The organism is Rhizobium glycinendophyticum (genome assembly GCF_006443685.1).
Classification (GTDB): domain Bacteria; phylum Pseudomonadota; class Alphaproteobacteria; order Rhizobiales; family Rhizobiaceae; genus Allorhizobium; species Allorhizobium glycinendophyticum.
In genome coordinates this window covers 111156-127719 of sequence record NZ_VFYP01000002.1, presented here as the reverse complement: position 1 = coordinate 127719, position 16564 = coordinate 111156, and the positions used below count along the sequence as shown (strand labels likewise).

Genomic DNA, 16564 nt, shown 5'->3' with positions numbered 1-16564 from the left:
GCGCCCCATAATTAGCGCATGAAACTCGACTCGAAATACTTCGATCCGATCCGCACCAAACGTCGGCGTGCGGCGGAGCCGGAACAATCCAATCCAACCTGCCAATGGGACGGCTGCAACGAGCCGGGTGCCCATCGCGCGCCCGTGGGTCGGCATGCGGAGGGGCAGTTCTTCCTGTTCTGCTTCGAACATGTGAAGGAATACAACAAGGGCTACAACTACTTCTCCGGCCTGTCCGACAGCGAGATCGCGCGCTACCAGAAGGAGGCGATCACCGGCCATCGGCCGACATGGACGGTCGGGGTGAACAAGGCCGCGAAATCCAGCCCGATCCATTCCACCATGCGCTCCGGCTCGGCTGCGTCACAGGCGCGCATCAAGGATCCCTTCGGCTTCGTGCAGCAGGGCCGGGGCGGTGCCTCGCGCTATCAGGCGGCGGATCGAAAACTCAAGACGCTCGAAGCAAAAGCACTGGATACGCTTGGACTTACCGTCAGCGCCACACCGACCGACATCAAGACCCGGTACAAGGAGCTTGTAAAAAAACACCATCCCGACGCAAATGGCGGAGACAGGGCTTCCGAAGAGCGTTTTCGCGCTGTCATTGAAGCGTACAAATTGTTAAAGCAGGCCGGTTTCTGTTAATCCGAACACACAAGCAGCGATGACATGCGGCCGGTCGGTGGCGCCCGGCATGGAGAAACGATGAGCAAAATGGATCTTGATATTACCAATCTCCCCGACACCACCGTGTCGGTGCGTGAGGTCTTTGGTATCGACAGCGATATTCGGGTGCCCGCTTATTCCAAGGGCGATGCCTATGTGCCGGACCTCGATCCGGACTATCTTTTCGATCGCGAAACCACGCTCGCCATTCTCGCCGGCTTTGCCCACAATCGTCGCGTCATGGTCTCCGGCTTCCACGGTACCGGCAAATCGACCCATATCGAGCAGGTGGCCGCCCGCCTCAACTGGCCCTGCGTGCGCGTCAACCTCGACAGCCATGTCAGCCGTATCGATCTCGTCGGCAAGGACGCCATCGTCCTGAAAGACGGCAAGCAGATCACCGAATTCAAGGACGGTATCCTGCCCTGGGCCTACCAGCACAATGTCGCGCTCGTCTTCGACGAATACGATGCCGGCCGCCCGGACGTGATGTTCGTCATCCAGCGCGTGCTGGAATCCTCCGGCCGCCTGACGCTTCTCGACCAGAGCCGCGTCATCCGTCCTCATCCCGCGTTCCGCCTGTTTGCGACCGCCAACACCGTTGGCCTCGGCGACACGACCGGCCTCTATCACGGCACGCAGCAGATCAACCAGGCGCAGATGGACCGCTGGTCGATCGTCACGACGCTGAACTACCTGCCGCATGACAAGGAAGTCGATATCGTCTCGGCCAAGGTGAAGAGCTTCGGCGCAACGGCCGAAGGCCGCGACACGGTCTCGCGCATGGTCCGCCTTGCCGACCTGACCCGCGCCGCCTTCATCAACGGTGACCTCTCGACCGTCATGAGCCCGCGTACCGTCATCACCTGGGCCGAAAATGCCGAGATCTTCGGGGATGTTGCCTTCGCCTTCCGGGTCACCTTCCTCAACAAGTGCGACGAGCTCGAGCGTACGCTGGTGGCCGAGCAGTATCAGCGCGCCTTCGGCGTAGAACTCAAGGAAAGTGCGGCCAATATCGTGCTTGGCGCATAAGGACTGAACAGCATGGCAGTGCGGGGCGACAATTCGAAAGCGAAAGCCGGCGGCGTGGTGGACATGGAGCCGATGCGCCGTGCCATCACCGGCTGCGTGCGCTCGATCGCGGGCGATCCGCAGGTCGAGGTCGCCTTCGCCAATGAGCGCCCCGGCCTTGCCGGCGAGCGCATCCGCCTGCCGGAACTGTCCAAGCGCCCGACCGCGCATGAACTCGCCGTGACCCGGGGTCTCGGCGACAGCATGGCGTTGCGTCTGGCCTGCCACGACCAGAAGGTCCATGCGACCATGGCGCCCCAGGGTGCCGATGCCCGTGCGATCTTCGATGCCGTCGAACAGGCGCGTGTCGAATCGCTCGGTTCGTTGCGCATGCCGGGCGTCGCCTCCAACATCCAGTCGATGAACACGGAGAAATACGCCAAGGCGAATTTCTCGACGATCAGCCGCCAGGAGGATGCGCCGATCGGGGAGGCCGTCGCCATGCTGGTGCGCGAAAAGCTCACCGGCCAGAAGGCGCCGGAAACCGCCGGCAAGGTGCTCGATCTCTGGCGCCCCTTCATCGAGGACAAGGCCGGTGGCGACCTCGACAATCTCGCTGCCGTCATCGAAGACCAGCAGGCCTTCTCGCGTGTGATCCGCCACATGCTCTCGTCCATGGAAATGGCCGAGGACATGGGCGACGAGGAAGAGCAGGGCGAAGACGACCAGTCGACCGACGAGGAACAGCCGCGCAGCGGCGAGCAGGAGCAGGAAAGCGCCGAGGAAGAAGCCGGCCAGGATTCCGCCCCCGCCGAGGACAGCGAAGCCTCCCAGGAACAGCTCGACGACGGCGAGATGGATGGCGCCGAAATCTCCGAAGAGGAGATGTCGGACGAGGGCGACGACGATAGCGAGACGCCCGGCGAAATGCGCCGTCCGGCAACCCCCTTCGACGATTTCAACGAGAAGGTCGACTATAAGATCTTCACCCAGGAATTTGACGAGGAAATCACCGCGGAAGAACTGTGCGACGAGGCTGAACTGGACCGTCTCCGTGCCTTCCTCGACAAGCAGCTCGCCCATCTGCAGGGCGCCGTCGGCCGGCTTGCAAACCGCCTGCAGCGCCGCCTGATGGCGCAGCAGAACCGCTCCTGGGATTTCGATCTGGAAGAGGGCTATCTCGACCCGGCGCGCCTCACGCGCCTGATCATCGACCCGATGCAGCCGCTCTCCTTCAAGAAGGAGAAAGACACGAAGTTCCGCGACACGGTCGTGACGCTGGTCATCGACAATTCCGGCTCGATGCGCGGTCGCCCGATCACGGTTGCCGCCTCCTGCGCCGATATTCTCGCCCGCACCCTGGAGCGCTGCGGCGTCAAGGTCGAAATCCTCGGCTTCACCACCAAGGCCTGGAAAGGCGGCCAGAGCCGCGAATCTTGGCTGGCGGGTGGCAAGCCGCCGGCGCCCGGTCGCTTGAACGACCTGCGCCACATCATCTACAAGTCCGCGGATGCCCCCTGGCGCCGGTCGCGCCGCAATCTCGGCCTGATGATGCGTGAAGGCCTGCTCAAGGAAAACATCGACGGGGAAGCGCTGATGTGGGCGCATAACCGCCTGATCGGACGCCGCGAGCAGCGCAAGATCCTGATGATGATTTCGGATGGCGCTCCGGTCGACGATTCGACCCTGTCGGTCAATCCGGGCAATTATCTGGAACGCCATCTGCGCGCCGTCATCGACCAGATCGAGACGCGCTCGCCTATCGAACTGCTCGCGATCGGCATCGGCCACGACGTCACGCGCTATTATCGCCGCGCCGTCACGATTGTGGACGCCGACGAACTGGCAGGCGCGATGACCGAGCAGCTCGCGTCGCTGTTCGAGGACAAGGCGTCGGGTGGCAGCGGGCGGCGCCTGCGTGCCTGAGCGCGGCCTCTCACGTCACATCACCATCCGATTGGCCGCGAGCGCCTGGCTGATCCTTCTCACCGCCTGCACCGCACCGGCAGAGATCGCGCCCGGTGATGTGCTCTCCATCCCTGTCGAGAGCACGGTCATCTCCAGTCTCGAAGGCATGACCGGCACGCTGGGTGGTACACCGCGTCTCGAGCCGGGGCTGACCTTTGTCGGCGGCCTCGAACTGTCATCTTCCGAACCGCTGTTCGGCGCCTTCTCCTCAATCCGTTTTCGGGATGCCGAACATTTCCTGGGCGTCTTCGACACCGGCTACTTCATCGAGGGGCGCATCACCCGCGATGCGGTCGGCCGCTTGTCCGGCGTTGCCGATGTCAGGCTCGCGCCCCTGCTGAACGAGGAGGGGCAAGTCAGCCCGTCCAAATATCTGGTGGATGCCGAAAGCCTCGCACTCGAGAGTGATCGCGCCTATGTCGGCTTCGAGCAGCGTCACCGCGTCGTTTCCTACGCGCCGTCGTCTGATCTCGGCCATGCGCAGGCCTCCGCTCCTCTGCCTCTTCCCTTCGACGTCAATCAGCTCCGCAGCAATGGCGGTATTGAAGCGCTGGTGCTGTCGCCGTCCGCAAGCCCGCTAGCTGGTGCGCTTCTCGCCCTTTCTGAAAAGAGCGTGGACGAGAATGGCAACAACTATGCCGGCATCCTGTCCGGTCCTCTTCAAGGGGAGTTCCGGGTCAAGCCACATGATGGCTTCGAGATCACCGACGGCGCCTTCCTGCCGAATGGCGACCTGCTTCTCCTGGAGCGCCGCTTCTCAATCGCCACCGGCGTCGGCATGCGCTTACGGCGGATCGAAGGCGATACCATCCGCCCCGGTGCCGTGGTCGACGGCAAGATCATCTTCGAGGCGGACAACCGCTCGCAGATCGACAATATGGAAGGCATGGACGCTGTTGTCGCCGAAGATGGCTCGGTGCATCTGATCGTCGTTTCCGACGACAACCACTCGATCCTGCAGCGCACGCTGATGCTGGAATTCCGCCTGGAGCGGTAAAACAATCCCCGATGCAGACAGAGAAAAAGGCCAGCGCCATCTCCTGGCACCGGCCTTTTTCTGTTTCTATCGCCTCGGCGTTCTCAGGCGGCCCGCTCGACCTGCGGCATGGGCCGCAGCACGCTCATCAGCGCGCCATAGGGTAGCAGCATGACGATGCCAATCAGCATCTTTACGCTGAAGTCGGCGATCGCCCAGGAGATCCAGCGCGGGGCTTCCGCGCTCATCACGCCAAGGATCGGGGCAGCCGCAATGGCGAAGTCGTCATTCGGGCCGATGAAGCCGAAAACCGGCGCGAAGGACAGCGAGAAGAAGATCACGGTGTCGAGAACGGAGCCGATGACCGAACCCATGAGCGGTGCCTTCCACCAGGCCAAACGGCGCAGGCGGTTGAAGACGGAGATGTCGAGCAACTGACCGACCAGGAAGGCCGAACCGGAAGCAACCGCGATGCGCGGGGTCGCCAGCAGGATGGAGAGAACCACGCCGGCAATGAAGCCGACAAACACCACCTTGCGGGCAGCCGTCGGGCCGAACTGACGGTTGGTCAGATCCGTGACGAGAAAGGCAACCGGATAGGTGAAAGCGCCGAAGGTGAGAAGATCGGCGAGATTGATGCCGGCAAGCGTTCCCTGCAGGGGAAACTGCACGAGAAAGTTCGAGGCGACGACGACGGCCGTCATGAGCAGGCTGTAGGCAAGGAAATAGCGTGCGTTCAGCATTTTTTTATCCTGGGTGATGCCACCAGTTGGAGGGACAATACTGTTTGGTCGTGAGGCTCATGCGGCCGGTCGTTCAGCGGGGCATGCTCCCAAACGAAAAGGCTTGCCCGGATGCCCGGCCAAGCCTTCATCGTTCATTCCGATAAGCGGCTATTATGCGGCTTCGGCGGTCTTCTTGGCGATCTGGCGACGCAGCAGACGAGCGCGCATGCTCAGTTCGTTTTCAGAAGCCTTGAGAAGGAAGGCGTCGAGGCCACCGCGATGCTCGACCGTGCGCAGGGCAGCAGCCGAAACGCGCAGGCGGAAACGCTGGTTGAGAGCGTCCGAGATCAGCGTGACGTCGCACAGGTTCGGCAGGAACCGGCGCTTGGTCTTGTTGTTCGCGTGGCTTACATTGTTGCCCGACTGGACGCCCTTGCCGGTCAATTCGCAACTGCGGGACATGGTACACCTATTGTTTTTCTAGGCCATCGCATCGCTACCGGGCAAATGCCGGTGAGGCAATCCAACAGCGTCTGATTGGAAAGTTGCGGTTCTATAGTCAGTGAGAACCGGCCCGTCAAGCCAAACCTTGGATTTTCCAGACTGTCGCGCCGTCTTACGTTATTTTGTTGCCACAGTCCAACGGCATGGATGTCATTGTTCAATGCCGGAGCTTCGGCATTCCCCCGACATGGAGATGGTGTCCTTGCGTCGATCCGGCCTCGCTGTCACAGCTGCCCTCGCTTTTGTCTCGCTCTTGCCTTTTGCAGTCTCAGGAGAGGCGGCCGATTATCATTACGATACCGCTTACAACGTGTCGCTCGGCATCCTGCCCATCGCGCGGCTGACGTTTCGCACGGAGGTGAAGGACGATCGCTACGAGATCTCCGGCCGCTTCCGGTCCTCGGGCCTCGTCGATGTGGTGCGCGAAGTTTCGGCCGACAGCAGTGTCTCGGGCATTTTTGCCGGCAACCGCTTCCAGCCGGAGCGGTATCGCCTCGACTACAAGAGTGGCAACAAGAAGAGCCGCTACACCATCACCTATGCCGATGGCGCTGCCGTCGAGACCACGGTGGAACCACCGCCGAAACCGCGACCAAAATCCTGGGTGCCTGTTACCGATGCCGATCTGAAATCGGTGCTCGACCCGATCGGTGCGCTTCTGATTCCGGGCGATGCCGACGTCTGTTCGCGGACCCTTCCGATCTATGACGGTGAAAGCCGGATGGATCTCGTGCTCTCCCCCGGCGGCACCGCCCCGTTTACGGCCGGCAAGGCCAGTGGCGATGCGGTCGTCTGCTCCGTCCGCTACGTGCCCATCGCCGGCTACAAGAAAGGCCGCAAGGACATTGAGTACCTGAAGTCGGTGACCGGCATGGAGATCTGGTTTGCCAAGACGGCGACGCTGAAGCTATATGCTCCCGTCTATGCCAAGATTCCGACCCGGTATGGGACGGTGCATGTCTCGGCAGAGGCGTTCGACGGATAAGAGGGGGCAGGCCCCGCATATGGGGTATTTGCATGAAGACCAGGGCGACGCTGATCGGTTTCACCGCCATCCTGATGTGGTCCATCCTCGCCTTGATGACGGCGGCTTCCGGAAAGATGCCCCCGTTCCAGCTTTCGGCCATTACCTTTGCGATCGGCAGTCTGCCCGGCATCCTTCTGTTCATCGTCCGACCCGAGCGCCTCAAGACCTTGCGCCAGCCGTTCAAGGTCTGGCTTGCAGGTGTCGGCGGGCTATTCGGCTATCACTTTCTCTATTTCACGGCCTTGCGGAATGCGCCGCCGGTCGAGGCGGGCCTGATCGCCTATCTCTGGCCTCTGCTCATCGTGGTCGGCTCTGCCCTGCTGCCGGGTGAAAAGCTTGGCTGGCATCATATCCTCGGTGCCATCGCCGGGCTCGCCGGCACGGTGTTGATCGTTTCCAGAGACGGCCTCGCCTTCGATCCGACCTATAGCCTGGGATACGCCGCGGCTTTCCTCTGCGCCTTCACCTGGGCTGCCTATTCGCTCGTCAGCCGCAAGTTCGAAGCCGTTTCGACCGATGTCGTCACCGGCTTTTGTCTTGCCACCTCGATCCTATCGCTCGCCTGCCACCTGACACTTGAGACGACCGTCTGGCCGGAAAGCCCATCGCAATGGGTAGCTGTTGTCGGCCTGGGCCTGCTGCCGGTGGGGCTCGCCTTTTACACATGGGACTATGGGGTCAAGAACGGTGACATCCAGATTCTGGGTGCCTCAAGCTATGCAGCGCCTCTGCTCTCGACCCTCAACCTGATCATTTTTGGGTTTGGCGACTTTACGACCACTATTGGTCTCGCATGCATCCTGATCACCGGTGGCGCGCTGCTCGCAGCCAAGGATATGGTCTTCCGCAAGAAGGACGCCACCAGCTAGACGGGAGACGCCATGGGCAGTGCGACCGGCATTCTTGCGCTCTCGGTCGCACTCGGCACCAGCTATCTCTGGATCCTGCCGCGCGAGAAAACGGTCGTGCGTGCAATCTGGAAGACCTCGCCGGTCGTGCTGCTCTGCGTCTATGCGATTGCCGTCGGCGCCCCGCCGCTTCTCGCCCTGGCGCTGTTTCTCGGGGCCCTCGGCGATCTCTCGCTCGCCTTCGACGGAGACAAGGCCTTCATCCGTGGCGTCGTCGCTTTCCTTCTCTCGCATCTTGCCTATATCGCGCTCATCGCCGGGGTCGCCGATGTGGCGCTTGCCGCATCCGAACCGTGGCGGATCGCCGGAGGCCTGGCCGTCGCGGGCTTTACCTGCGGCGTGCTCGCGCGCATCTGGCGACCGGCCGGCCGCATGGCCCTGCCGATCGGCCTCTATGTGCTCGTCTTCATGGTGCTGGTCTGGCTCACGCTCGGGCTCGCCGATCCGCTGACCTTCTTCGGTGCGGCCCTGTTCATCTTCTCGGACGTGGTCTTAACCATCCGGAAATACTGGACCGGTCCCGGCCACCCGATCGACTGGTTTGCCGCCCACCTCGTCTGGGTCACCTATTACGCGGCCCAGGTCATCCTGACGCTCACCCTGTCGCGCCTGTGACGGCTATCGCCCGGGTTGCCAGCCCGGCGGTGCCATCTCGAAGACGGAGAAGTCGAAACCGGGGGCCACGGTGCAGCCGACCAGCGTGTAGGCGCCGAGGCTTTCGGCCGACTGCCATTCGTCGGCCTCGATGATCGCCTGCGGCCGTTCGCCGGCCAGGATGTCGGGGCCGAGCCGCACGGTCTCCTGCGTCACGCCGTCCTTCGAGCGATGGAGCGCCAGCGGCGCACCGGCATAATGGTGCCAGGCTTCCGATGCATCCTTGACCTTGTGCCAATGCGAACGCTCGCCGGCCTCCAGCAGGTAGTAGATCGCGGTCGAATGTCCGCGTTGCCCGCCATTGGCATCGCGGAATGTCTCGACGTACCAGCCACCCTCGGGATGGCGCTGCATGCTGAGGGCCTGGATGATATCGGCTGCCTGCATCAGAAATTGTCCTTGCGCTTGCGAATCTCGGCAAAGACTTCGTCATTGGCCGCCGTTTCCATGCCGAGCGTCTTGCGAATGTCGGGATCTGCGGCGCGCAGGAAGGGATTGGTTTCTTTTTCCAATCCGATCGTCGTCGGAATGGTGAAGTCGCCGCGCTTGCGCTGGGCCTCGATGACCTCCGCCCGGGTCTTCAGCCGCGTGTTATCGGGGTCGACGGTCAGTGCGAAGCGGGCGTTCGAGAGCGTATATTCGTGGCCGAAATAAACGATCGTCTCGTCGGGGAGCTCGGCGAGTTTTTGCAGTGAATGCCACATGTCCATGGCCGAACGCTCGAACAATCGGCCGCAGCCCAGCGCAAACAGCGTATCGGCGGCAAAGAGCAGCATGTCTTCGGGCAAGTAGTAGCAGATGTGCCCGGCGGTATGGCCGGGCGTCTCGATAACGCGCACGGGATGGGTGCCGAACATGAACTCGTCGCCATCGTCGACGGTACGGTCAATGCCGGGTATGGCAACCGCTTCGTTACGCGGGCCGGTGATCTCGCAGCCATAGGCTTCCTTCAGCGCGAGGTTCGCTTCAACATGGTCGCCGTGATGGTGGGTCGTGAAGATATGGGTGATCTTCCAGCCCCGTCTTTCCGCCGCCGCCTGGATCGGCGCCAGTTCCGGCGCATCGATACAGGCCGTAAGCCCGGATTCTGGACAGTGGAGAAGGACGCCGAAGTTGTCACTTCGGCACAGGAAAACCTCGATCTGTAGTGATTTCATTGTTGTACCGTTTCTTGTCCCGCCTCTTTGGCGCAAATGTACCTTGTTGCGCCTTGAGTTCCAATCGTCGGCTGCTAACAATAAGTTCATGCATGTCGATATCGTCGATCTACGCCAGTTTTATTACACCATGCTCGGGCGTGTAGCGGAACAGTCGATCGCCCTGGCCTTGTCTTCGGTCTGGGCCCGGCTGCCGCAGGAACGCCTTGTCGGCCTTGGCTACTGCATACCCTTCCTCGAACGCTTCCGCGGCGCTACCGAACGTACCATGGCTTTCATGCCCGCAGGGCAGGGGGCCGTGAATTGGCCGGTTGGCGAGCCCTCTGCCACCGCGCTCGTCTTTGAAGAAGAGCTTCCGCTGCCCGATAGTTCCGTCGATCGGGTGCTGATGGTGCATTCGCTGGAATTTGCCGAGAACCCGCGCGAGACGCTGAAGGAAATCTGGCGCGTGTTGGCGCCCGGTGGTCGTCTGGTCATCGTCGTGCCTAACAGGCGCGGCGTCTGGGCCCGCATGGAGCATACACCCTTTGGCTCAGGCCGGCCCTATTCCCGAGACCAGCTCACGGCATTGTTGCGCGAGACGAATTTCACCCCCGGCGCATCTGCCGAGGCGCTGTTCTTTCCGCCGTCCAAGATCCGCGCAATCCTCCGCCTTCGGCGTGGCTTCGAACGCATTGGTCGGATCCTGTGGCCCGCCTTTTCCGGAGTCATCGTCGTCGAGGCGCAGAAGCGGCTCTATCAGGGGTTGCCGGTTGCCTCGCGCGCCTCGCGTCGCGTCTTCGCACCGGTCCTCGCGCCGCAGGGCATCCCAACGGCACGCAGCCTGCCGCGCCAACCGTAAACCGTTTGCCGACACGCGGCCGGACCTTGCGATCGCCTCGACAAACGGGCGTTTCCGTTTTATTGCCAGCCGAGTGAAGGGCGCAGGCTTCCCCGTGCCCTCAATTGCGCATTCATGGAACTTCGCTGATGTCTGAAATCCTGTTCGATCGCATCGCCCTGATCGGTATCGGCCTGATCGGCTCCTCGATCGCCCGCGACATCAAGAAATTCGGGCTGGCGCGCGAGGTGGTCATTTCGACCCGCAGCGCCGAGACACTGAACCGGGCAGAGGAACTCGAACTCGGAACCGCCTACACGACATCTGCGGCAGAAGCGGTAAAAAATGCCGATCTCGTCATCGTGTCCGTCCCGGTCGGCGCGTCGGAAGCCGTCGCGCAGCAGATCGCGCCGCATCTGAAAGCTGGCGCCATCGTCACCGATGTCGGCTCGACCAAGGCGTCGGTCATCGCCCAGATGGCGCCGCACATGCCGGAAAACGTCCATTTCATTCCCGGCCACCCGCTCGCCGGTACCGAAAAGTCCGGCCCCGACGCCGGCTTCTCCGGTCTGTTCAAGGGACGCTGGTGCATCTTCACCCCGCTGCCGGGGACGGATAGGGCAGCTCTCGAGCGTCTCAGCAGCTTCTGGAAGGCGCTGGGCTCCATGATCGACGAGATGGATCCCCAGCATCATGACAAGGTTCTGGCCATCGTTTCGCATCTGCCGCACATCATCGCCTACAATATCGTGGGTACGGCGGATGATCTGGAAGCAGTGACCGAATCCGAAGTCATCAAGTATTCCGCCTCGGGTTTTCGCGACTTTACCCGTCTCGCGGCTTCGGACCCGACCATGTGGCGCGATGTCTGCCTGCATAACAAGGACGCGATTCTGGAGATGCTGGCGCGCTTTTCCGAAGACCTTGCCTATCTGCAGCGGGCGATCCGCTGGGGCGAGGGCGACAAGCTGTTCGAACTCTTCTCGCGCACCCGCACCATTCGCCGCTCCATCGTCCAGGCCGGCCAGGACGTCGATTCGCCGGACTTCGGGCGTCACGCCCTCGACAAATAGGCCGTTCAGAGCGGCGGGAGCTGGCCGAGCGGGATGAAGCCGAGCATGGCCACCCCGTTCTGGATGGTGACTTCGGCGGATCCGTCGTCACGGCCAAGCGTCAGCACGCGCAGAACTTTGGCGATGTCATCGAAGGTGCCGCGCTTGTCCGGGAAGGCGCTCTTCAGCGCGTCGCGCCAGGCGCGGATTTTTTCGATCTCGATGCGGATCGAGCCGGAAATCAGACCGTCGTCGCCCACTGAGAATGGCCCGCTCAGCGTCAGAACACGGCCTTCTCCGAGGTCCACCACCATGCGGCGAAGTTCCCCCTTGGTGCCGTAAAGCTGCTGGCGATGGGCAAGGCGTGGGTCGAGCAGCCCGCCGCGATCGACAAAGGTCGTGTCGAAACTGGCCGAAACGGGCGGCAGCGCGATCGCGGCCCCGTCCACCGTCATAACCGCGTCGCGGGTCAGGGCCGCATAGTCGAGATTGCCGTTATTCTGGCGCACATGGGTTTCCAGATGTGGCGTCACCACCTCGACCTGCTGGTTGGTCACGGTGGAGGTGACCCTGGTGCGAAGGTCGGTCCATTCCATCGAGCTGCGCTGCAGACCGGTCAGGCCGGCACGGAAGCTTGAGCGCAGGTCGCCCCATTCGAGCACGGCGTTGAAGCCGAGCGCGGAGCGAACTTCTGCCGGGCCGTCCATCTCCCAGACGACATGGCCGGGATCATAGACCTGTGCCGCAGCCCTTATGGGGCCTGACGAAGCGGAAATGCCCTGGAAGTTGTCGTCGAAGGACAAGCGGTCGCAATTCAGCCGGAAGCGGAAGGGATAACCGCCCATGGTGGCGTTGTCGCAATTGGCGGTCACACCGGCCGGATTTCCGCCCGAAAAGAAGCCTGTGATGCGGTTTCGCAGAAATTCTGCGGCATAATACCAGGCGACGCTATAGACAGCGATGAAGAGGACGATCAAAACGCCGAGCAGGAGCACCTTGCGACTGGTCGGGCTTTGCGGCGCTGTCGACGGCATGGCCATGGAAGTCTCCTCGCTGCGTAGTTTCTATTTATGGATTGGCCTGGGATATGGACGAATTTTGGGTCTTTGGCTACGGCTCGCTGATGTGGAACCCGGGCTTTCCTTATGAGGAAAGACTGACGGCGCGTCTTGCCGGCTACCGGCGGTCTCTCTGCGTGCGCTCCTATGTCCACCGTGGCACGGAGGAGCGCCCCGGTCTAGTGCTCGGCCTCGACCGCGGCGGGTCCTGCAAGGGCGTGGCCTTTCGGGTCTCTGAGCCGGACTGGAACCATACTCTCGCTTATCTGCGCGAGCGGGAACTGGTCACCAGCGTCTATCTTGAGCGCTCGGTGCGTCTCGTGCTCGGCGATGGGCGTCAGGTCTCTGCGCTCACCTATGTGATCGATCGCTCCCATCCGCAATATGCGGGCAATGTCAGCGTCGATGAGGCCGCGCGGGTCGTGCATGGCGCCGTCGGCCGCTCCGGCGCCAATCCGGTCTATGTCGCCAATACCGTCTCCCATCTGCGCGAACTCGGTATCCGCGATCAGTGGCTGGAGAGCGTCGTCGATGCGATCGCGAAGTTCGACCACACCGGCTGACAAGCGTCAAACGTCTCTCGCTGCGCCCAGTTCCTTCAACCGTTGTATGGCCGTCGGCGGCAAGGGAAGCTCCGGATTGTCGCGAGCGGTTTGAACCAGCAGTTCGTCGCTTGCCTGTTCCAGGTCATGCATCAGCTTGTCGTGGAAAGCATCCGGGTCCATGCCCGGCTCGATCGGCGGCAGGATGCGCACGGTGAAATGGCCGGGGAAGCGCAGGAACTTGCGCCGTGGCCAGAACAGGCCGGGATGCATGGCCACAGGCACGACAGGAACATTCAGGTCGCGGTAAAGCCGCGCAATGCCATATTTGTATTCCGGCGGGGCTCCCGGCGGGCGACGCGTGCCTTCCGGATAGATGATCAGCTGGCGGCCGGTTGCCATTTCCATCTTGGTGCGCTCGATCACCTGCGCCATGACCTTGCCCTTGGCGCCGCGGTTGACCGGGATCATCCGCTGCTTGGCAATGTACCAGCCGAAGATCGGAATCCAGGTGAGCTCACGCTTGAGGATATAGACCGGGTCGTCGAGCCAGGGCAGCAGTGCATAGGTGTCCCAGAAGGACTGGTGCTTCGGCGCCAGGATGTAGCCGCCCTTCGGAATGTTCTCCAGTCCCTCCACGGTGAAGGTCGTTCCGACGATCGTCTTCATCAGCCAGTGGTTGGCTTTCGCCCAATTCTTCGGAATGAAGTAGGCGCGCTTGCGCGGAAGCAGGAAGTAGATCGGCGACAGGACAATCATCCGAAGGATGAGGTTCGCATAGAAGGCAGTGTTGAACAGGATGGACCGGAAGGCAATCATGAAGGGCTCTCTCGACGTGCAGGTCGTGCTTAGACCAAAAGCGTCGCCAGCAAAAGCCGACTCACGGTCAGGAGTTGCGGCCAGATTCGGTTATTTCTCCGTCGGGCCGCAGTCCCTTGTCGCCACTCCAGCCGATAAGGCCCCTGACATAGGCGATGATGGTCTTGCCATATTCGAACAGCATGGTGCGCATGGCATCCGGCTCGCTGTACCAGGCTTTGGTTTTGAGATCGGAGGCAACGACCGGATAGCCGACGAATTCCGTGCCGGGGTCGCTGCGGCGCAATTCCATCAGGCTGCGGGCAAGGTGATAGTTGCTCGTCACCACCAGAACGGAGCGGTAGCCCTTGTCGCGGATCCACGATGCCGTTTCATTGGCATTGCCGATCGTGTCAATTGCTGAATAGCCGATATCGACGCAGCACTCGAAGATGTCAGGTGAGGTGCGGGTCGCCCTGCGGATCTGTCCGGCTGTCGTCTGTGGATTGACGCCCGAGATCAGCAGCCGCTTGCCATAGCCACGTTTCAACAGGTCGATTGCCTGTTCGATCCGCTGGTAGCCTCCGGTCAATACGACGATCGCATCCGCCTTCGCCACCTCCGGCGGTCGCAGATTGGTGACCTGGTCGGCAAAGACGAGAAAGCCCGCAACGATCATCGCGATCCCCAGCAGGACGAGGATGCCGCCATAGCGCAGCACGCGCCGGATGATGCCGCGGCGCGCAAACAGGCCGGCGCTCGGGCCGGGGGCCGCGCCGTTGCTGAATGGCTCGTTCTGCGGCTCGTGTCGCGTCATCCGCTCCATGGTCTTCGTGGGTGAATCGCCGGCATGTCTCACACGGAACAGGCGGCTTTAAGGCGAGTCAACATGTGAGATGTCATCAATCATCCAGTAACCCGTCGGTGCGGGATGGGTCGGACCGGATCAGGTCGATCTCGTAGATCGTCCGCATGACCGTGATCCGCGCCGTAATCGTCGTCAAAAGGGCTATGACGATCATGGTCGCAAAGATGCCGAGATAACCAGTCCAGCCAATGGTGAAGGTGCCGAAGAGTGCCGTTGCCTGATCGCTTTCCGGCGTCGCCAAGGACCGGCTCTGCCAGAAACTCGCGAGCGCAAACAGAGCTGCTGCCAGAATACCGCCGGCTGCCGCCCCCTTAAGGCTGATCTTCAGGAAGTGCTTCTGGAATTCCTGCGCCACGAAACTGCCCTCGGCGCCCACGAAATGCAGCACCTCAATGATGTGGCGATTGCCCGAGAGTGCGCCACGCGTGGCGAAAACCACCGTCAGCACCATGGCTGTAAAGACGAGGATCAGCACGCCGGCGCCAATCAGCACCGTCGTATGGGCCATCTGCACCAGTCGGTTCACCCAGGTGCGGTGGTCGTCGAGGAAGGCTTGCGGCACTTCCTCTTTCAAAAGCGCCCGCATCGCCTCGAAATCCGGAGGGTTGGTCTCGTCAATCGTGACGACGATCAATCTGGGCACCGGCAAGTCCTCGAGGTTGAGGCCGGTGCCGAGCCATGGCTCGAGCAGGCGGGCCGTTGCGCTGTCGTCCATGATCTGTCCGTCGCGCGTGCCGACGAAGGTGAGCGCCAGATCGCGCGCCTTGACAAGGGCTGCTCCCATATCCAGCCCGTCTTCCGGCTTGATCTGGATGGTAATCTCGCGGGAGATCTGACTTTGCCAGCCGGTCGCAGTCGCGCGCACCATCGAGACCGCGCCAAGCGTCAGACAGGCGAGAAAGGCCATGATGGCAATCACCACCATCAGCGCATTGCCCTGGATGTTCGAGGGCGGCAGGATCGGCGCGGTCGGCCTCACCGTCATCTCGACGCGGCGCTTCTGCTGCTTTGGCTCCGGCTGTGCGCGCTCATTCATAGATGTCGAGCCGCCCGTCGGTGAGGATCATGCGCCGCGCATCGACCTGATCCATCAGCGCCAGATCATGGGTCGCGATGATCACGGCAGTGCCCAGCCGGTTGAGTTCGAGGAAGAGGCTAAGCAGGCGTCTCGCCATCGGCGGATCGACGTTACCCGTCGGTTCGTCGGCGAGCAGGATTTCCGGCCGGTCGATCAGCGCTCGGGCGATCGCCACGCGCTGCTTCTCGCCGCCCGAGAGCACCGGCGGCAGCACATTGATGCGCTCGCCAAGCCCCACCCATTTCAGAAGTTCGATCACATCCTGCTTGTAGCTCTGCTCCTCTTTACCGCGCACGCGCAGCGGCAGCGCCACATTCTCGTAGGTCGTCAGGTGCTCCAACAGGCGGAAATCCTGGAAGACGATGCCAACGCGTCGGCGCAGCATGGGAAGCTCCGCGCGGGGGATGCGGGTGATGTCGCGGCCGAAGCTGCGGATCAGGCCGCGGGTCGGCTGCAGCGACATGAACAGCAGGCGCAGCAGCGTCGTCTTGCCGGCGCCCGAAGGTCCCGTCAGGAACTGGAACGACCCCTTCGGCACGTCGAAAGTGAGGTCGCGGAGAATCTCCGGTCCCATCCCATAACGCAGGCCGACATTTTCGAAGTGGATCAACGGCTGGGCCCAGTCTGACAAATCCGAGGTCTGGGGCTCGTAAACGAGGATCGTCAACGGCCGGTAAACGCATGCGGGGAAAGCGGTGCTTTAAGGGCTTCTTTCCGAAGCATTAACCATTTGAATTTACGTCTGGAGTGGA

The 16564-nt window shown here is 62.1% G+C and carries 19 protein-coding genes; 10 read left to right on the top strand and 9 right to left on the bottom strand.

From position 1 onward, the window contains the following. Nucleotides 1–18: 18 nt before the first annotated feature. Genes FJQ55_RS15210 through FJQ55_RS15195 form a run of 4 tightly spaced genes read left to right on the top strand, consistent with a single transcriptional unit; the run spans nucleotide 19 to nucleotide 4642 of the window. Nucleotides 19–645: a J domain-containing protein gene (locus FJQ55_RS15210; protein ID WP_140829473.1), complete on the top strand. Its 627-nt coding sequence runs from the start codon at nucleotides 19–21 to the stop codon at nucleotides 643–645. A 60-nt stretch (nucleotides 646–705) separates the two neighbouring features. Continuing rightward, nucleotides 706–1698 carry a cobaltochelatase subunit CobS gene (cobS, locus tag FJQ55_RS15205; protein ID WP_113379257.1) on the top strand — a complete coding sequence of 331 codons (993 nt, stop codon included), beginning with the start codon at nucleotides 706–708 and terminating at the stop codon, nucleotides 1696–1698. A 12-nt stretch (nucleotides 1699–1710) separates the two neighbouring features. Then, nucleotides 1711–3603 (top strand): cobaltochelatase subunit CobT, encoded by a 1893-nt coding sequence (gene cobT / locus FJQ55_RS15200; RefSeq protein ID WP_140829471.1) that lies wholly within the window; start codon nucleotides 1711–1713, stop codon nucleotides 3601–3603. Next, complete coding sequence (locus FJQ55_RS15195; RefSeq protein ID WP_246085156.1) at nucleotides 3575–4642, top strand: esterase-like activity of phytase family protein; 1068 nt, start codon at nucleotides 3575–3577, stop codon at nucleotides 4640–4642. The genes cobT and FJQ55_RS15195 overlap by 29 nt, the downstream gene beginning before the upstream one ends. Before the next feature lie 83 nt (nucleotides 4643–4725). Here the strand turns inward: FJQ55_RS15195 and FJQ55_RS15190 are convergent, their stop codons facing one another. Both FJQ55_RS15190 and rpmB read right to left on the bottom strand, forming a co-directional pair. Further along, a complete protein-coding gene (locus FJQ55_RS15190) occupies nucleotides 4726–5364 on the bottom strand; it encodes a queuosine precursor transporter (RefSeq protein ID WP_140829469.1) in 639 nt (212 codons plus the stop codon). A 153-nt stretch (nucleotides 5365–5517) separates the two neighbouring features. Next, nucleotides 5518–5808, bottom strand: coding sequence for a 50S ribosomal protein L28 (gene rpmB / locus FJQ55_RS15185; protein WP_062282487.1), 291 nt, complete (start codon nucleotides 5806–5808; stop codon nucleotides 5518–5520). Between the two features lie 244 nt (nucleotides 5809–6052). Between rpmB and FJQ55_RS15180 the strand changes: the two genes are divergently transcribed. From FJQ55_RS15180 to FJQ55_RS15170, 3 genes are read left to right on the top strand one after another with little or no spacing between them, the layout of a single operon-like run. Then, on the top strand, nucleotides 6053–6835 hold the full coding sequence (locus FJQ55_RS15180) for a DUF3108 domain-containing protein (protein WP_246085155.1): 783 nt from the start codon (nucleotides 6053–6055) through the stop codon (nucleotides 6833–6835). Between the two features lie 32 nt (nucleotides 6836–6867). Beyond that, a complete protein-coding gene (yddG, locus tag FJQ55_RS15175) occupies nucleotides 6868–7746 on the top strand; it encodes an aromatic amino acid exporter YddG (RefSeq protein WP_140829467.1) in 879 nt (292 codons plus the stop codon). Nucleotides 7747–7758: 12 nt separating this feature from the next. Beyond that, nucleotides 7759–8400, top strand: a complete 642-nt coding sequence (locus FJQ55_RS15170) for a lysoplasmalogenase family protein (RefSeq protein ID WP_140829464.1) — start codon at nucleotides 7759–7761, stop codon at nucleotides 8398–8400. Between the two features lie 3 nt (nucleotides 8401–8403). Here FJQ55_RS15170 and FJQ55_RS15165 read toward each other — a convergent pair whose 3' ends face one another. Further along, on the bottom strand, nucleotides 8404–8826 hold the full coding sequence (locus FJQ55_RS15165; RefSeq protein WP_140829462.1) for a cupin domain-containing protein: 423 nt from the start codon (nucleotides 8824–8826) through the stop codon (nucleotides 8404–8406). Next, entirely contained in the window at nucleotides 8826–9596 is a 771-nt protein-coding gene (gene gloB, locus FJQ55_RS15160) for a hydroxyacylglutathione hydrolase (RefSeq protein WP_140829460.1), read from the bottom strand. The genes FJQ55_RS15165 and gloB overlap by 1 nt, the downstream gene beginning before the upstream one ends. A gap of 88 nt (nucleotides 9597–9684) precedes the next feature. Between gloB and FJQ55_RS15155 the strand changes: the two genes are divergently transcribed. Both FJQ55_RS15155 and FJQ55_RS15150 read left to right on the top strand, forming a co-directional pair. Further along, nucleotides 9685–10437, top strand: a complete 753-nt coding sequence (locus tag FJQ55_RS15155; RefSeq protein ID WP_140829458.1) for a class I SAM-dependent methyltransferase — start codon at nucleotides 9685–9687, stop codon at nucleotides 10435–10437. Nucleotides 10438–10565: 128 nt separating this feature from the next. Beyond that, nucleotides 10566–11489, top strand: a complete 924-nt coding sequence (locus FJQ55_RS15150) for a prephenate/arogenate dehydrogenase family protein (RefSeq protein ID WP_140829456.1) — start codon at nucleotides 10566–10568, stop codon at nucleotides 11487–11489. A 5-nt stretch (nucleotides 11490–11494) separates the two neighbouring features. Here the strand turns inward: FJQ55_RS15150 and FJQ55_RS15145 are convergent, their stop codons facing one another. Continuing rightward, on the bottom strand, nucleotides 11495–12508 hold the full coding sequence (locus tag FJQ55_RS15145) for a DUF2125 domain-containing protein (RefSeq protein ID WP_140829454.1): 1014 nt from the start codon (nucleotides 12506–12508) through the stop codon (nucleotides 11495–11497). Nucleotides 12509–12555: 47 nt separating this feature from the next. Between FJQ55_RS15145 and FJQ55_RS15140 the strand changes: the two genes are divergently transcribed. Next, nucleotides 12556–13089, top strand: a complete 534-nt coding sequence (locus tag FJQ55_RS15140; RefSeq protein WP_140829453.1) for a gamma-glutamylcyclotransferase — start codon at nucleotides 12556–12558, stop codon at nucleotides 13087–13089. Nucleotides 13090–13095: 6 nt separating this feature from the next. On the opposite strand, the gene FJQ55_RS15135 is transcribed toward FJQ55_RS15140, so the two are convergent. From FJQ55_RS15135 to ftsE, 4 genes are all read right to left on the bottom strand, one after another. Then, nucleotides 13096–13887: a lysophospholipid acyltransferase family protein gene (locus tag FJQ55_RS15135; RefSeq protein ID WP_140829451.1), complete on the bottom strand. Its 792-nt coding sequence runs from the start codon at nucleotides 13885–13887 to the stop codon at nucleotides 13096–13098. 67 nt (nucleotides 13888–13954) lie between these two features. Next, a complete protein-coding gene (locus tag FJQ55_RS15130) occupies nucleotides 13955–14683 on the bottom strand; it encodes a YdcF family protein (protein WP_246085154.1) in 729 nt (242 codons plus the stop codon). 85 nt (nucleotides 14684–14768) lie between these two features. Continuing rightward, nucleotides 14769–15770 carry a cell division protein FtsX gene (locus FJQ55_RS15125; protein WP_140829447.1) on the bottom strand — a complete coding sequence of 334 codons (1002 nt, stop codon included), beginning with the start codon at nucleotides 15768–15770 and terminating at the stop codon, nucleotides 14769–14771. Then, on the bottom strand, nucleotides 15763–16422 hold the full coding sequence (gene ftsE, locus FJQ55_RS15120) for a cell division ATP-binding protein FtsE (RefSeq protein WP_167507738.1): 660 nt from the start codon (nucleotides 16420–16422) through the stop codon (nucleotides 15763–15765). Before ftsE ends, FJQ55_RS15125 begins: the two co-directional genes overlap by 8 nt. Nucleotides 16423–16564 lie beyond the last annotated feature (142 nt).

What these genes read in the sequence shown, in the direction of transcription:
- gloB (WP_140829460.1), bottom strand. Translation starts at nt 9,596, where the DNA reads ATGAAATCACTACAGATCGAGGTTTTCCTGTGCCGAAGTGACAACTTC.
- FJQ55_RS15125 (WP_140829447.1), bottom strand. Translation starts at nt 15,770, where the DNA reads ATGAATGAGCGCGCACAGCCGGAGCCAAAGCAGCAGAAGCGCCGCGTC.
- FJQ55_RS15165 (WP_140829462.1), bottom strand. Translation starts at nt 8,826, where the DNA reads ATGCAGGCAGCCGATATCATCCAGGCCCTCAGCATGCAGCGCCATCCC.
- FJQ55_RS15155 (WP_140829458.1), top strand. Translation starts at nt 9,685, where the DNA reads ATGCATGTCGATATCGTCGATCTACGCCAGTTTTATTACACCATGCTC.
- FJQ55_RS15150 (WP_140829456.1), top strand. Translation starts at nt 10,566, where the DNA reads ATGTCTGAAATCCTGTTCGATCGCATCGCCCTGATCGGTATCGGCCTG.
- FJQ55_RS15170 (WP_140829464.1), top strand. Translation starts at nt 7,759, where the DNA reads ATGGGCAGTGCGACCGGCATTCTTGCGCTCTCGGTCGCACTCGGCACC.
- FJQ55_RS15140 (WP_140829453.1), top strand. Translation starts at nt 12,556, where the DNA reads ATGGACGAATTTTGGGTCTTTGGCTACGGCTCGCTGATGTGGAACCCG.
- cobS (WP_113379257.1), top strand. Translation starts at nt 706, where the DNA reads ATGAGCAAAATGGATCTTGATATTACCAATCTCCCCGACACCACCGTG.
- FJQ55_RS15130 (WP_246085154.1), bottom strand. Translation starts at nt 14,683, where the DNA reads ATGACGCGACACGAGCCGCAGAACGAGCCATTCAGCAACGGCGCGGCC.
- cobT (WP_140829471.1), top strand. Translation starts at nt 1,711, where the DNA reads ATGGCAGTGCGGGGCGACAATTCGAAAGCGAAAGCCGGCGGCGTGGTG.
- FJQ55_RS15145 (WP_140829454.1), bottom strand. Translation starts at nt 12,508, where the DNA reads ATGGCCATGCCGTCGACAGCGCCGCAAAGCCCGACCAGTCGCAAGGTG.
- rpmB (WP_062282487.1), bottom strand. Translation starts at nt 5,808, where the DNA reads ATGTCCCGCAGTTGCGAATTGACCGGCAAGGGCGTCCAGTCGGGCAAC.
- FJQ55_RS15210 (WP_140829473.1), top strand. Translation starts at nt 19, where the DNA reads ATGAAACTCGACTCGAAATACTTCGATCCGATCCGCACCAAACGTCGG.
- yddG (WP_140829467.1), top strand. Translation starts at nt 6,868, where the DNA reads ATGAAGACCAGGGCGACGCTGATCGGTTTCACCGCCATCCTGATGTGG.
- FJQ55_RS15135 (WP_140829451.1), bottom strand. Translation starts at nt 13,887, where the DNA reads ATGATTGCCTTCCGGTCCATCCTGTTCAACACTGCCTTCTATGCGAAC.
- FJQ55_RS15190 (WP_140829469.1), bottom strand. Translation starts at nt 5,364, where the DNA reads ATGCTGAACGCACGCTATTTCCTTGCCTACAGCCTGCTCATGACGGCC.